This window comes from Shewanella sp. SG41-3, from assembly GCF_014164545.1.
GTDB lineage: Bacteria > Pseudomonadota > Gammaproteobacteria > Enterobacterales > Shewanellaceae > Shewanella > Shewanella vesiculosa.
On the sequence record NZ_JACJFJ010000006.1, the window covers coordinates 109,903 to 125,070 of the forward strand.

At 41.2% G+C, this 15,168-nt stretch carries 10 protein-coding genes; 2 read left to right on the top strand and 8 right to left on the bottom strand.

Annotation, left to right across the window (positions count from 1 at the left end):
- The first annotated feature begins 386 nt into the window (after positions 1 to 386).
- Positions 387 to 1,463: a PotD/PotF family extracellular solute-binding protein gene (locus H5164_RS13185; RefSeq protein ID WP_182756577.1), complete on the top strand. Its 1,077-nt coding sequence runs from the start codon at positions 387 to 389 to the stop codon at positions 1,461 to 1,463.
- A gap of 502 nt (positions 1,464 to 1,965) precedes the next feature.
- Here H5164_RS13185 and H5164_RS13190 read toward each other — a convergent pair.
- The 6 genes from H5164_RS13190 to H5164_RS13215 all read right to left on the bottom strand — a co-directional run bounded on the left by H5164_RS13190 (position 1,966) and on the right by H5164_RS13215 (position 12,174).
- Positions 1,966 to 4,524: an excinuclease ABC subunit UvrA gene (locus H5164_RS13190; RefSeq protein WP_182756579.1), complete on the bottom strand. Its 2,559-nt coding sequence runs from the start codon at positions 4,522 to 4,524 to the stop codon at positions 1,966 to 1,968.
- A 1,309-nt stretch (positions 4,525 to 5,833) separates the two neighbouring features.
- Positions 5,834 to 6,256, bottom strand: coding sequence for a hypothetical protein (locus H5164_RS13195; protein ID WP_220492703.1), 423 nt, complete (start codon positions 6,254 to 6,256; stop codon positions 5,834 to 5,836).
- 2 nt (positions 6,257 to 6,258) lie between these two features.
- A complete protein-coding gene (locus H5164_RS13200; RefSeq protein ID WP_220492704.1) occupies positions 6,259 to 7,518 on the bottom strand; it encodes an RHS repeat domain-containing protein in 1,260 nt (419 codons plus the stop codon).
- Positions 7,519 to 8,386: 868 nt separating this feature from the next.
- Positions 8,387 to 10,108, bottom strand: coding sequence for a hypothetical protein (locus H5164_RS13205; protein ID WP_182756584.1), 1,722 nt, complete (start codon positions 10,106 to 10,108; stop codon positions 8,387 to 8,389).
- Positions 10,105 to 11,265, bottom strand: coding sequence for a site-specific integrase (locus H5164_RS13210; RefSeq protein ID WP_182756587.1), 1,161 nt, complete (start codon positions 11,263 to 11,265; stop codon positions 10,105 to 10,107). The genes H5164_RS13205 and H5164_RS13210 overlap by 4 nt, the downstream gene beginning before the upstream one ends.
- Positions 11,266 to 11,934: 669 nt before the next feature.
- Positions 11,935 to 12,174, bottom strand: a complete 240-nt coding sequence (locus H5164_RS13215) for a helix-turn-helix domain-containing protein (RefSeq protein ID WP_182756589.1) — start codon at positions 12,172 to 12,174, stop codon at positions 11,935 to 11,937.
- 157 nt (positions 12,175 to 12,331) lie between these two features.
- On the opposite strand from H5164_RS13215, the gene H5164_RS13220 reads away from it, so the two are divergent.
- Positions 12,332 to 12,850 carry a hypothetical protein gene (locus H5164_RS13220; protein ID WP_182756592.1) on the top strand — a complete coding sequence of 173 codons (519 nt, stop codon included), beginning with the start codon at positions 12,332 to 12,334 and terminating at the stop codon, positions 12,848 to 12,850.
- A 413-nt stretch (positions 12,851 to 13,263) separates the two neighbouring features.
- Here the strand turns inward: H5164_RS13220 and H5164_RS13225 are convergent, their stop codons facing one another.
- The gene (locus H5164_RS13225; RefSeq protein WP_182756594.1) at positions 13,264 to 13,608 is read right to left on the bottom strand and encodes a hypothetical protein; all 345 of its coding nucleotides are present in this window, start codon (positions 13,606 to 13,608) and stop codon (positions 13,264 to 13,266) included.
- A 364-nt stretch (positions 13,609 to 13,972) separates the two neighbouring features.
- On the bottom strand, positions 13,973 to 15,106 hold the full coding sequence (locus tag H5164_RS13230; RefSeq protein WP_182756596.1) for a hypothetical protein: 1,134 nt from the start codon (positions 15,104 to 15,106) through the stop codon (positions 13,973 to 13,975).
- Between the last annotated feature and the right edge of the window lie 62 nt (positions 15,107 to 15,168).

Here is a 15,168-nt window from a genome sequence, read left to right on the forward strand (position 1 = left end):
GGTAAAACATAAAAAACCTAACAAAAGTCTGTAAATTTAGCCAGTTTGGTCTGTAAAACTTCACTTTTTGTAAGCGGGAAATTGAATAAAAATATGATGTTATTTGAAAATATCATATTGATGTTTTTTAGACTTAATTAAGTTAACACCGGATAAAAACCTGTTACTTGTATCGGCGTGCAACCAACTGAAGCGGGTTTATTTTAGTTTGCCGTAGTTGGTTTATGAGATTATTAACACAAAGTATCAAATAAAAACGCTATGCCAAACTGGCTAAACTCCTTGTTATGAACAATCCTTATAACACATGAGATGCATGGTTAGATGAACTCACCGCTTTACTGATTCGATAAATCAAAGCTCGTGACTAAATAAGGATACACATAGTGAAAATAGGTAAATACTTAAGAGTAAACAACCTGTTTTTAACTGGTATATTGATGTCGACAAATACCCTAGCCGTGACATTGAACATACTAGAATGGGAAGGCTATATCAGCCCATTTAAAGAAGATTTTAAGGTCTATGCTAAATCTAAGGGGATGGAAGTTGAGCTAAATATTATGGATCCCTATATCACAGATCCTGAACTTATCTTCAACAAACTGCGAGCCAGAGCCGCTGATGTGACTACCCCAACACACAATTACTACAAGATGAATAAAAACAGGTTACTTCTGGTATTACAACCCATAGATTTTAGTCGCCTGAGTCATTACCCCAAAGTACTAAATTCATTAAGAAACAGTCAATACGATGAATTTAAAGGCAAAAAATATTCAGTTCCTTTACTTGGAGGCTCCTATGGCCTGGCTTACAATGCAGCAAAGCGAGATGAGCCAAAATCCTGGGAAGAACTGTGGCAACCGGAAAATAAAGCTAAATTTGCTATCACAGGCGATCAATTTGAAGCCAACATCTATACCACGCTACTGGTTTTAGGTTACCCACCAGAATCTTTCTACGACATAGATGCTACAGAGTTTGATAAGCCTAAAGTGCAAGCTAAACTGACGAGCCTAGTCCAAAATGCAGACTCATTTTGGAACGGTATGGCTGATGTAGAGCGCATGAAAGATCTAGAATTGGCCACCACATATTGGTTTGGGGTAGCAGCTGCCAATAAAAGCGGACAAAACTGGAAACTAGCAACCCCTAAGGAAGGCCAAACGGTGTGGCTAGATACTTTAGCTATAGGAAGGCATGTTAAAGGTGAAAAGCTAGATGCGGCCTATTTACTAATCGACTTTATGATCAGCGAACCAGTGCAAAAACGCATATTAGAAATGTATGGTTCTATTATCGTGAATGGCGCTACGGCTAAGTTACTCGACCCACAATTAGTTAAAGATGCCAGAGTCGGAGATGAGACATTTTTCTCTGAGCAATATTTATGGCGCCCTCTAAGCTCAAGAACCCGTAATACCTATAAGCAAATGTGGAATAAGGCCATGGATAAATAAAGCCTCCGCAATGCTCCCAAAAGAGTTTACACCCAAGACTCTCGCGTTAAATATTAAATTAATCATTCTGTTTCAATTGGTTAGTTTCACAAGCTAAAATCAACCCTGCAATTACTAACTGAAACAGGCTTTATTCCTGAATTAAAAAGTCAATTTTTTAACCATCAAAATATGAGTTAACCATTACAACCGCTTAAAAACGCTTATCAGATTTAACTTCCATGATAACAATACGCTTTTGGATCAGTAAAATAACGGTAGTTTGTGAGACAGTGCTATTTCGCACTGCCTCTCTATTTGCTGTCGCGGTTAAAATGTAATCAGTTTAAATACTGAAGTGATAGTTTAGTGTGTTACTACAGATAGATTTATGCTGCCTACTTTGCTACTCGTTGTGCTGCACTGTCGAACCCGTGTAGGAACTATTGTGGCTTATGAACTGACGCTGAGGTTGGGCCCCAGCGCGTCAGGTTTACTCAATTTGCCACGGCAAACAGTAAACTCAGTTGGTAGAGACGCACTGGGCCAAGTAAGGCGCCGTTCGGCTCGCCGGATGAGCGGCCACAGCATGGGGCGTGCCGGCGACCACTATGCAGCCGCCCTTGTCACCGCCTTCAGGGCCAATGTCGATAACCCAGTCGGCGGCGGCAACTACGTCCATATTGTGTTCCACCACGATCACGGTATTGCCAGCATCGACGAGCCGGTTGAGCTGAGCGAGCAGCAATAGCACGTCGGCAGGATGCAGCCCGGTTGTGGGCTCGTCGAGAATGTACAGCGTATGGCCGCGGCGTGCCCGCTGCAGCTCGGTCGCGAGCTTGATGCGCTGCGCCTCGCCTCCGGAAAGCTCGGTGGCGGGTTGGCCGAGTCGCAGGTAGCCGAGCCCAACCTCACTAAGGGTCTTAAGACTGCGCAATGCCGAGGGCACATCGGCGAGAAACACCATTGCCGCATCCACGGTAAGCCCAAGCACCTCGGCTATATTCTTCTTACAGTACGTCACCTCGAGGGTCTCAGGATTATATCGAGTGCCGCCGCAGTCGGAACAGGGCATATAACTACCTGGTAAAAAAAGCAGACCGACCGCCACAAATCCCTCGCCAAGGCAGGTCTCGCAGCGGCCGCCCGCCACGTTGAACGAGAACCGGCTGGCGCCGAAGTTTCGGCTTCGAGCCTCGGGGGTCGCGGCGAATGTGGTACGCACGGCATCGAACAGGCCTGTATAGGTGGCGAGGTTGGATCGCGGTGTGCGACCGATCGGTTTCTGGTCAACGCGCACCAGTCGATCGATCAGATCCGCCCCGGTGATCGTCTCAACCGTGGTGATTTCGACGGGTTTTGGCTCGGGTTGATCATCCTTCTCGCCATTCATCGAGGCTGTGGATGCGATCTCGGCACTGGGATCTAGATCTGGATGAAGGTACAAGCCTACGGTCTCGGCGAGCACCTGACTCACTAGGGTGGACTTGCCAGAACCCGATACACCCGTAACCGCGGTCAGTATGCCGAGCGGAAACTCAGCATCAAGGCCGCGTAGGTTATGGCGGGTGATCCCCGTCAGGCCAAGCCATCCGAGCGGATGTCGTAGCTCGCGTGCCGCCGGAACGGGGCGCTCGCTTGCAAAGAGAAATTTTCGCGTGATCGAGGCGGGTACATCTTTGAGTCCCGCCGTCGGTCCGCTGTAGAGGACAACTCCGCCCTGCTCTCCCGCATGTGGGCCGACGTCGATGACCCAGTCAGCGCGGCGCACCACGTCCATATTGTGTTCCACGATAAAAACTGAGTTACCGCTAGATTTGAGCTCCTCGAGTACGGCAAGGAGCGGCTCGGCATCTGCCGGGTGCAGCCCAGCGGAGGGTTCGTCGAGTACGTAGATTACACCGAAAAGCCCAGAGCGCAGCTGGGTGGCAATGCGCAGCCGCTGCATTTCACCAGGAGAGAGCGTGGGTGTTGCGCGGCCTAGACTGAGGTATCCGAGGCCCAGATCGAGCAGCACATCGAGGCGGCGAGTAAGATCCTTGGTGATAGTTTCACCTGGGGTATTGCTGGCCGCCGGACGGTCAAGCACACGGCGGAGCTCGGTGAGCGACAAGCTGTTAAGCTCGGCTATGGTGCGGCCGTTGAAGGTAACCGCGAGAGCTTCGCTGCGCAGTCCGCTGCCCGCGCATGTTAGGCATGGCCCTGATTCAACATATTTCAATACACGGTTACGCACAGAGGTGCTTTTTGAATCGGCGAGCGTGTGCATCACATAACTCTGCGCGCTCCAGAATTTTCCCTTGTAAGGTCGGGGCCTTTCCCGCTCCGGCATGATGTCGACCACGGGTTGTTCCTCGGTGAACAAGATCCAATCGCGATCGGCGCGGGACAGCTGTTCCCAAGGTTTATCTACGTCATAACCGAGCGCTGTAAGAATGTCACGCAGGTTCTTACCCTGCCACGCCCCAGGCCAAGCCGTGACGGCACCTTCGCGAATACTCAGTGAAGGGTCGAGCACCAGCGATGCCTCGGTGACTGTGTGCGCGGTTCCAAGTCCCTGACATTTAGGGCATGCGCCCATGGCGGTGTTGGGTGAGAAGGAGTCTGACTCGAGGCGCAAAGCCCCATCAGGATAGACACCTGTTCGAGAATAAAGCATCCTCAGGGAATTCGAGAGGGTGGTAACTGTGCCTACACTTGAGCGTGAGTTGGGTGTTCCTCGGCGCTGTTGCAGTGCGACGGCTGGCGGTAATCCAGTAATTTCATCCACCTGAGGCGAATGGCCTTGCTGGATCAGGCGCCGGGCGTACGGCGCGACGGACTCGAAGAAACGTCGCTGGGCCTCAGCGAAAATGGTGCCAAAGGCGAGCGAGGATTTGCCGGAGCCGGACACCCCAGTAAAGGCGACTATCGAGTCCCTGGGTAGATCCACGTCGACGTTCTGCAGGTTATTCTCTCGGGCGCCGCGCACGCGCACAAACCCCGTGGGTATGGGGTGAGAAACGGGTGTTGCTGTCGGGGTGTGGCTACTGAAAGTGTCAACTGGCAAATGATGGCTGCCGCTATTCTTTGCTTTATTCATGCTTAAAGACCCCTTAGGTTAATTCTTGTCTATATATGCAGGATATGATGGGACGTGCAGAATATGATTGCCTCTACTGGCATTAATGTGAAATTCTCAGCCTAAATTGCTATTTATTTCGTGGCTCAACAATAACAATAATCAAGCCATAAATGGCCTAGTTTACTCAGTCAGGATGAACAGAGTTCATGGTATGTTCTTAACCAAGAGCTTAAGATCACTATCTCCATCAAAATATTCCAATTAAAATATGCCACCCGTTTTTAAGGTAACACATAACGCCTTTCGTTTTTGAGTTGCCAACACCTGCTATGATTTTATTAACGCACAGATTCAACCGAGTGATTTGAAAAATGTTTACTCAATAGCCACAAAATGACTCATTAGTTAAAACCAAGGCAACAGAAAAGCTTGATATCAATCAAGTAGAAAATAGTTTGTGGGATTCAGAAGTGATTGTTTACGCACACAACCCGCGCTGGCAATTTTACAACGCCTTGTCGTCGTTTTCGGTCTAAATGCTGGTAATGTCTTTTAATATGGGCAAAGCCCCCTACTTCTTCTTTGAATAACGCGTCAGAATCTATTGTGATTTTTAAGCAACTTTCAGCAGCAATATTCAATCTATTAAAAATAAATGGCGCCATGGTTATCAGCCAGTATTTCGGGTTATCAGCATCAACTCTAATTACTACATCTAGAAATAATTGACTATGCCAGCCATTTTCAAGATAACAACATAGATGGATGACCATGTTTATAACAAACAAGAATTAGTGGGTTTAAAGTCCTATCTATTTATTTATTCAATATGGCAAAGATATAGCAATCTTAAAACTATGAATCTTGGATTTAAATGTTATAAATACAAAAAAGCCCCATCATTGCTGATGAGGCTTCCCCGTTAAATGTGGCGGAGGGATAGGGATTTGAACCCAGACTCTCGAATTAAATAGTTAAAATAGTCGTTTAAATTCATTTTGTTGCAGAATTTTACATCATCAGATTCTGCAATTGCTAAGTAAGATTGACTTTATTCCTGAAGTTGAAAAAAGTCAATAATTATGAACTGATTTCATTAGGTTCAGATTTCACTGTTAAGCCCGCGACTTTATAAATATCAGGGCAGTAAAACCACTTCTAGCGGTAAATGCGCGCATAAAAAGCAACGATAAGAGTGAGAATGCTGTACAGGAAACTAAGGCCAAAAAGCCTTCGGTGAGCAGAGTATTATCTTGACTCACCGGGAGCGTCCATATATGGCCATGTTTAATGTCTATGTTTAATTTCTTACCGCCAGTTGGTCGTCTTAATTATTTTCAGTTAATGGATTAACCCTTAATCTTGATAATTTACTTATATTACCGAAAACCCCACTCTTTGAAGGTTTTTTTTGGCTATAAATACCAATTACTTGAACAGCCTTTTGATTAAGACTTTCTTTAGCAAAGTCAAATACTTCTTTATCTACAACAACCTTTATTCTATCAAAAGAATTCTTATTCCCTCGGCTAATATCAACTGGATATAAATAGACTGAGTATTTACCATCATCAAAGTCACCCCAAACTTCTAACCATCCTTGAATCTGTATTTTTTTGCCATCCAAAACAGTCTCATTCGCAGCCAAAGTGAAGAAATTGACATCTTCATAATCAATTTCCTTTGTTGCTAACGTGTTGTTTGAAAAAATAATAAAATATACACATATTGAAAAAGACAACAATTTCATTATTAGCATTTTGTTCCACATATATTGACCTCTGCACCCTTAGAATATTTTTGTAAAACATATGATTTGAGTAAATAATTGTTCGCTCTAGACAAATACGCTGCTCTTGAATCAATCTGGTCTGCCCAGTCTGTATCAGCACCTATAGTAAAAGGTGCCGGATCAGGTCCGTGAGAATGCCATCTTCCAGATATATTTAATTTGGGATTGTTAACTGAACCTGATAAATCTACTTGGTTTCTCATATGAGAGGTCACAACAATACCCAAATAATACTTATCAACAAGCTCTTCTCCCGTCCAATAGGAGTTCTTAAATATTTCAGCTCCAATTTCTGTGTCATAATATATTGCTAATGAATTTACATTATTATGATACCATGCGGCAGCATCGTCTCTTCGTTCAAATCCACCATTTTTATTAACAACACCAGCTATAATATTCAATGCTTTCAACTTAGCTTTCAACTTAGCTTTCAACTTATCTTCAAGCTCATTTCGCTCTTTAGGGTAAGTATTAGATTCTCTTGGACTGTGAGTTCCTTGAACATTTTTTTCTTGTTCATGGGTATCACTAGCCCCTTCATCTTCATGTTTCTTTGAGCCATTACCCGTAGATTTTTCTTCGTTTTTCTCGCCATTTGAAGTTGATTTTTTAAGCGCTTTCATCGCTTTATTATATTGCATCTCCTCAACTGTTTTACGGAAGGAATACATGTCTCCCATGAACTCGTTTGTGGCCCAAGCAGATGCATTACCACCTCGAACAGCACTATACCCGGTCGGATCTGTCCCTCTCATCGGGTTATTCAAAATATACGAATACGGATTAGCGCTCTGGCTATTCTCTGGGAACTGTAAAAACGGGTCAACACTTAAAAAACGGCCGATGTTGAAATCATAAATCCGCCCGTTCATGTGAATGAGCTCTTGATCAATCAAATGCTCATGGTCGGTGTAGCCCTTAGTGACACCTTGCCAATTAGTACCAGATAATAATGTATTACCAGATGCGATGTCCCTTGGACGACCAAATACATCATAACCACGGTGCTGCAGTACAGCTCCGGTTTTGGCATCCATCAAGGTATCGACACTGCCTAAGTGGTCGCGCAGTACATGCTGGAACGGTGATTGATTATCTAAGCTGCCCACATGGGCTTTCATCTTAATAGTGTGGTCACCAATGTAGGTTTTATCTACCGTACTGCTTAGGGTCACTTCACGCTCAAAACTGCCCACATAATACGTGGTCGATACCACACTACCGTTTTGCTGCTTAACCTGTTTATAGCGGTTACCATTCGCATCGTAACTGAATATACTTTTTACATTATTGCTGTCTACCGTTAACGGCTTGTTTTGGTCGTTATAGCTTAACGTTACGCCATCACCGGTGAGCCGGTTACCGTTATTGTCATAGGTGAAGCTTGGGTGCGATTGCGCTCAGCTGTGTTTGGCTTTTGGGGTTCAAAGGGGCTCCCCTTGCCCGAGTTTATCTCCCATCTTTTTGGAACAAAAAGTGGGAGATAAACGTACCGGGTTACGTACTAGTCCCACATAATTGTGGGCTGCTTTTTGCTTCGCAGTCGATGACTGCGAAGTTGTACTTTTTCGCACTCACCAAGTGCGAAGTTAAGGTTTGTTTAGGCTTAGCCTAAACATTATCACGTCGTGAAAACAACTGACCATGCGGGTTTTATACTCTCACCATCTACAGTAATTTCATTTCAACACTAATGGGCTTCAAACATACATGTTGTTCAAACCTCAATTTATCAAATCGATATTTTGACTATTTCGCCTCATCCGTTTGCTCTCTAAAACGACCACTGACATGTTTAATGCCGCCACTGGCAGCGTAAGTGCCATCTATGGCAGCAGTGCTGCCAATTAGGGCTAGATAGCGCTATTGGCACAAACTACACTCCATAACTCGATACAAGCATAACCTCATGCCTGGCCGTCAATTTAAGTCTTACATTCGCAGCGATTAATAAAAAATCGGTCATCACTTTAAAAAGTAATGACCGATCCCCTGCTTATTTTGCGAGCATCTTATATTGTATTGACTCTAATCTGAGAGAATACGGTTAACGCATCATTTAACGAATATTGAACGCGTGCTTTATCACATATCCAATGAGTAGTTAATCTGACTGTCTTTGCGTGTTAACGCGTTTTCAAGCTCTGTATCGCCCGTATTATTCGTAATTTTTATTAGTGTTTTTCGGAGCTCAGCTGGCAAATCTGCACTAAAGGCTTTAATGATATGTTGCATGAACTCCGCCGCTCCCGCTCTTCCTTTTAGTATTAAGCGATTGTTCATGTGCTCCAACATTTTGTGTACTGGATACAATGCCTTAGTTGTCATTACGCTAAGTCTTTCTAAAATTGATTGTTTCTCAGCTATAGCGCTATCTAATTCTGTGTGTTTTTGCTGTTTAAGCAAAATCGATGTATCTAATTTCTTTTCTTTCTCTACCTTTACGTTCAAACGCTCATCAACTTCTTGTTCAAGCAGCATTTTTTTACTGAGTCTACGCTGCTTTTGTTGAACAACTATCTCGATATCAGATAGTCTTTCTTCTTGCTGAATACATTGTTGTTCAAGTGCGTCATGTTTTATTGTCAAAGCGTCATAACTTTCACTCACGTTAATAATTTTGCTCTCTACATCGCCAAGCACTTGTTTTTGCTCAGAAATTTTATCATCAAAACTTTTAAGCTGAATTTCTAAACTGTTTACATTTTCAAGCAGTCGAGCATGATAGTTGAATGCTCTATCACGCTTAGCCAATTTCGCTTCTCTGCGCATTTGCTTTCGTTTTTCAGATTTACGAACCGATTCCGGATGAAATGCAGCATTGATGTTCTTCGGATGAAAGAGATGTTCGTTGACGAACTCATAGAACATCTCTTGCATATGCTTTGCCACATCGCCTGCCTGCTCATAACTCAAACGTCCAGTTTCAGAAAATAAAGTCGCTGACATACCATCACGTTTGAATAGAAACTCATTCACTTTTTTAATTTGTGCGATACGTAAATCGTATTGATGCGTTAAAGCATTTTTCCCCGAAATAAAAGCATGCACATGACCGCCAGTTACTTCACCGGGTAGTCGTTCATCATGATGTAACACCATGAGTTTAATTGGATAATCAGGATAATAACGCTGTAAGAAACTTTTCATTGCGTGCATCATTTCTTCATTGCTCACAATGTCTGTACCTATCTGATTATTTATCGGGATTTTGAATAATAATTCTTCAAAATTGACAGAGTTAAGTGAATTAGGCTTATCTAACAATGCATTGTGGGCTTTGATATAATTCACCAATTGCTCAACTCGCTGAGCTTTACGCTTCATATCAAGCAAATTCAATCGATATGCAGCATGATGCACATTTATTAAGCTATCACTCGAGAAAATTTCATCGACTAACTCAATACCTTTCTTGCAAAAATGACCTGCCTTTATCCACTCTTTAAGTTTGTTTTTTGAGCGTGCTTTGTCTTGCCCCAATTTACGCGCATCAGCACTCTTCATTGTTTCGGGTTGCAAAATTTCGAACATCATTTGCTCTCTTTGCTCTTGTGAAAAGTTATCTAGAGGGACAATTCCATCAGGGGTATCAATCAAATTAGTGTGCGATAGCGAGCTATCCCATTCAATTTCGATCTCATTCTTTGAGCGCATCAGCTTCTGTGACTTAGTCAAATACTTTTGTTTAAGCGCCATTTCTTCTGTGAGACGTAATGAATGAAACAAGGTAGCTTTGCCAGCTCTGCGCCCCTTGTCATTAAATGCATAGTTAACAAATGCAAAGAAGAGAGTCGTTAATCTCATATCAACATCTCCCCAACATTCTGACTTAAAAGCATTTTTAGATGCTGTGTGATTAAATGAGGGTGACTAATGAGCAGTTGTGATAATTGTTGCTCTGAAAGCTGAATATCAGCTCCTGTTGGAGTATTTGAAGGTGCAGGTAATTCTGATGCGCAGGTATTTACTGTTGCTTGCTCAAATGCCTGTATTGGCGTAAATATCCCTTGAAACTGCTGCTCAACTTTATTAACAAAGTCTGGTGCATCTGCACACATCCACCTCGCGTAGTGAATATCAATCATGGCAGTGCTTTCGTGTCCCATTTGCCTTGCCAGCCATTCTTTTGAGATGCCTGATGTCAGGGCTTGACTTGCAAACGTATGTCGCAACTGTCCGGCTCCGCGGTGCTTCACTTTTGCAGATGCTAAAAATGGTGTAAAAAACGTTTTGTTAAATTGTTTTGCGCTAATGAAAGGTTGATTCGTCTGAGTGTTGTAGAAAACGAGTGATAAATTTTCTATTTTTTTCGTTTTATTGTCGCGTTGAAGCACTGATATTTTTCTAGCTTTTCGATGTCCAGTTATCAGTTTTTGTTGTGTTAATATACTGATAGCAGATGCACATAACTCAACTGTACGCTGTGAGCCTAGTGTTTTTGGTGTTTTATATTGTTTATCAACTAATGCGATTTTGACTTTGAGTTTTGCATTAATAAAGTCAATATCTTCCCAGGATATAGCTAAGAGCTCACTTATTCGGAGCCCTGTTAGAGCACATAACTGAAAAGCATTTTTTCCAGATAAACATCGAACCTCTGTTTGTGCTAACGCTGTTAATTCAGAGCGGGTAAATGGATTTGGCTCCGCGTGACAAACTGTCAGGTTAGGTACCCCGTCCATAGGATTTCTAATGATTACACCGTCACGAAACGCATTGTTAAAAACGGCGCGTAGAATGATATAAAACTCATTTATCGACTTGTTTGCATAGCTTTTATGCAATTTTTGACGCAGCTGAATGATTTCGCTGTGACAAATAGAATTAATCGCATGCTTACCAATTAATTTGATAATTTTTTTAGCTTTACACGTTTCTGAATTAAGCGTGGACGGAGCTACTTCATGTTTTCTAGAAGATAAATATTGTTCGACATAAAACTTGATGCTCAGGTCTTGCATAACTAACCCTTTGCAGCTCTAACGGCTGCTTTTTCTTAGGGTTAGATTAACATATCGTTAAACATACACAATACGAAAACAAAAAACAAATTGTTATATTTCAATAATTTACATAATTTCAATATCATAAAAAGTCAATATTACAACGTTTGGGTCATGATAAAACGTTACATAATCACAGTGTTAAATATCATAGCGAACACTTTTAAAATGAGTAAAATCATCATCAACAATTTAGATTATTGAGTACATTATTTTTTGAATATATTGAAAAATAGGCTAAGGAGTTAGGAAGTGTTAAAGGTTCGTCAGACACAGCAAGGTAACTGACATTGTTGCGCTGTCATACCATGCAGTAATTTAGTTAACCTGGCAGTAATCATTTCAATACCAAAAAAGTATCGCTAAATGAAATTATATATTGATGGGCAAAAATAATATTTGGCAGTTGTAACCACTTTAGCCGTTTATCTTGTGCTTAAGTGGTCTTTGCCAGTCAGAATGATACTTAACTAGCATTAATATTCGCCATACGGCAAATGATTGTCATGGAGTTGTGTCTAAATCTCGCTTCGATAAGATTATTCTCATAACTGCATTAAGTAGCATGTCACTCTCCTCTAACGTTAAATAAACCCTCACTTTACTCGGCAATCTTATGTCTTAACGTTATTGATTTTCGGGTGAAAGTTCTTTTTCATCGGGGATTAAATCATGCACTGAGCATTCAAGAATAGCAGCAATTACATACACTTTTTCAAGGCTAATGCTTTTCTCACCGCGCTCTACGATGCCGATATAATTAAGACTAAAGCCACATAGTTGAGACAAGTCTTTTTGAAGTAGTCCTTTTTCTTTTCTTTTTTCTTCGAGTTTTCTTCCAAACTCAATCGCAATCTTTTTTTTCATTCTTATCTTGTAGATCAGAACAAAACACACTATAGTGTGTTTTATGGTAATTAATCACTTAGCTAATATCAGTTTGCCGCTGCCACATTAGCTAAACTCCCGCCCACTGATGTTCGTATCAGTGGGTTCATTTACTCACAACTCGAATCCATCAAAGATGAAACAAATTGATTTTATAGCGATTATTAATAAACATTGCCCCGTTGTTTTTCAAACGGAGTTTTTATTACAAGCACTTATTGTTACCGCTAAAGCTAATTGCTATGAAGACATCGCTATTCTTCGAAAGTGTATGTATAACCACTTATCTCGATTAGAAAAACAACATCTAGTTAAACGGCTTTCCCCTAAAGGAAGCCGCAATGCCCATTATGAACAACTTTTTAGCCTAAAAAGCCCCATTCAAGTGTTCATCAAAAGACATGACAACACTCAAGGTAAGCACTGTCACAACCAGAGCCTGCTGAAAAGCCACTATAGTGTACTTCAACAACATATCAAGCAGTTAACACATAAACTCGATGCGTTTAAATTACTTAATGATAAGTTTGACTCATACAGCCCCATAATTAATCGCAAGCTCAAGCTGTTGGATGCAGAGCTGTATCTTAAAAGTATTGAGTTCAATGCGGTTAATGAGTTGATGGATGAGGTCAAAAAAAGCCATGCTACTTAGAAGGTGTTGTGGACTTGAATCTAGTGTAGTGACCGATGAATACTGCCACTACACAGCGAAAAGGTGGCACAATTAAGCAAAGATTTTTCAAGATGATTAGTGCAAAGGCTTTTTGAATAGGTTATCAAAGTTTTCTGCTTCAATGATTTGAGCAACTAATGGGTAAAACATCAAAACAGGCCCTAAGAATTTATCGCGAATGTGTGTTAAAGGGCGTGGTGTCTAACACCTCAATATGAAAATCTAAATCAAACTGTAAACTTTATACAAAATAGTTAATGCACTTGACTGTGAGTTTGATGAAATTCTACCTGCTAGGCTCAAATATAAAACTAGATTAGTGCTTATATTTAAATTGGGCCTAATTAATTTACATTTACAGCAGCACTTTAGTAATTAAAATCATCAACTTATTAGCTAAGGTTATAATGGAACTGATAAGAAAAGGTTCCAAAGCCATATTGTTTAATCAAATCTGCAACACTGGGCAAATGAGTTTGCAATACATATGCTGCTCGCAAGCGTTTATCATCCATTATGCAAGTTTCATTCATACCCTCGCATTCAATCAATGCGCTTTTCATTTCTTCAAACGAGTAAAATCCTAACCCCGTTGAAAAATAAGGCCCAGCAAACTCGTTAATTTGAGTCTTTGTACCGGATGCTATTACGTACGTAACACCTTCTCCTGTAGCAAAATACTCAGAAATACCAACGTATTTAGTATCCATAGAACTACTGTTTAAATCAGTTGTCATGAAGTTAAGCTTCCTATAATTAATTCAGAGTATTTGTCGTGATTTCAAGTTGATAAGCCTTTAAACAATGAGCTAGTTATGTGCTAATTTAACTTGAAAATGGACATAAACGAGTTAGACCTTTAGATCTAATTCGTGAGTTTCAGGTTAGATTCTCTATGGGTAACAAGGTTGTAGAATAACTCCAACAGCCAAATTCAATTAAATAACGAGCTCCTGTAATTAACTCTAAGCGTTTTTAAAGCATTAGGTAATGCATTTGGAACCCATAAAACAGGCTATTTTTCTTATAAAAGAGTAATTCTACAGCCTCAACGCCTGCTTAAAGGGAGCCTTAGGCGGCCTATCCTTATTTGTTAAAATTTTATTTGCACTTACACCAGTTTAAATCTTCTGATGCCTCCCACCCGTTGCCGTCAGATTCGAAAATAACATTTTGTTTAGGTGTAATAAAAGGTCTGCATAATGTACATGCTCTTTTAGCAACTGATTGCAAGTAAGAATTCCCTGGACGTGATTTATACTTTCCATCGCTACGAATCAGAATGCTTTCATCTGTAATTACATTAAGCTTTGCTAGTTCTTGATATGCGTTTTTATTATGTTCTGAGCCGTGGTGGGGAGCAGTAATAATAGAGTCGCTCCCAACGTGTTGTAAGTTATAATTAAAAGCTAAATCTGAGTCAGCACTGAAGAGAACATTTGCTCTTCCATTTTCTGTGGGAGAATGGAAAACCAGACTCTCTTTGTTAGCCTTGCTTAATGTTAAATAATCTAAAGCTGATTTACGCTTTGAAATTTGAAATATTTCTCTCGAATTAATAGGCTTCAGGTATCTTTCACCACAGGTTGGTGTGGGTGCTTGGCCGAATTCAAACCATCTTATTTTAGCCCCAGAATGATAGGCTAATATTGCCATCTCTCTAATCTTTTCAGCCGTTTGAATTGCATCAACATATATGTCTATATTTCTATTACGCATTTCATAGACATGGCGGTAGTATAACAAGTCAGGGAAATAATCAAATTTCCATTCATTGTTTTGTTCTTGTGCTTCAATTGCTGAATAGATCTTAGATATCTCTATATTTGGATCATCAGATCTTACATTTTCAATGCAATCTGGATTTATACTTTCATAGGTATCCTCCAGGTTGACCCCATAATCCAGATCTTTATCCCTTATTTCCCTGTAGACTTCAAAAATGAATTCGTCAGGTCTGTTTATAAGATCTTCTAATCTGCTGGTCCAAACACCTGGCAGCCAGACCTCTGCAACGCAGAAACCTTCATCTAATAAACCAAGTAAACCATTTATATGGTCAGCATCAGCATGAGTGCAAACTAATATATCAATAAATTCAGAATTTGTTGTTCTTGAAAATTGCCGTGTAAATCCATTTCTAGATTTTCCACCATCAACAAGGATTCTTCGTTCTGCCCTTTCTAAATAAAAGGCATCACCCTGATTGACACTTATTGAGATGAATTTTTCCAATTAAACTCCTAATGCTGCTAACGCCCGCCACAAGCGCGAGCTACTTGTTGCTAGTCGAGCCG

What these genes read in the sequence shown, in the direction of transcription:
- H5164_RS13190 (WP_182756579.1), bottom strand. Translation starts at nt 4,524, where the DNA reads ATGAATAAAGCAAAGAATAGCGGCAGCCATCATTTGCCAGTTGACACT.
- H5164_RS13195 (WP_220492703.1), bottom strand. Translation starts at nt 6,256, where the DNA reads ATGAAATTGTTGTCTTTTTCAATATGTGTATATTTTATTATTTTTTCA.
- H5164_RS13205 (WP_182756584.1), bottom strand. Translation starts at nt 10,108, where the DNA reads ATGAGATTAACGACTCTCTTCTTTGCATTTGTTAACTATGCATTTAAT.
- H5164_RS13210 (WP_182756587.1), bottom strand. Translation starts at nt 11,265, where the DNA reads ATGCAAGACCTGAGCATCAAGTTTTATGTCGAACAATATTTATCTTCT.
- H5164_RS13215 (WP_182756589.1), bottom strand. Translation starts at nt 12,174, where the DNA reads ATGAAAAAAAAGATTGCGATTGAGTTTGGAAGAAAACTCGAAGAAAAA.
- H5164_RS13220 (WP_182756592.1), top strand. Translation starts at nt 12,332, where the DNA reads ATGAAACAAATTGATTTTATAGCGATTATTAATAAACATTGCCCCGTT.
- H5164_RS13225 (WP_182756594.1), bottom strand. Translation starts at nt 13,608, where the DNA reads ATGACAACTGATTTAAACAGTAGTTCTATGGATACTAAATACGTTGGT.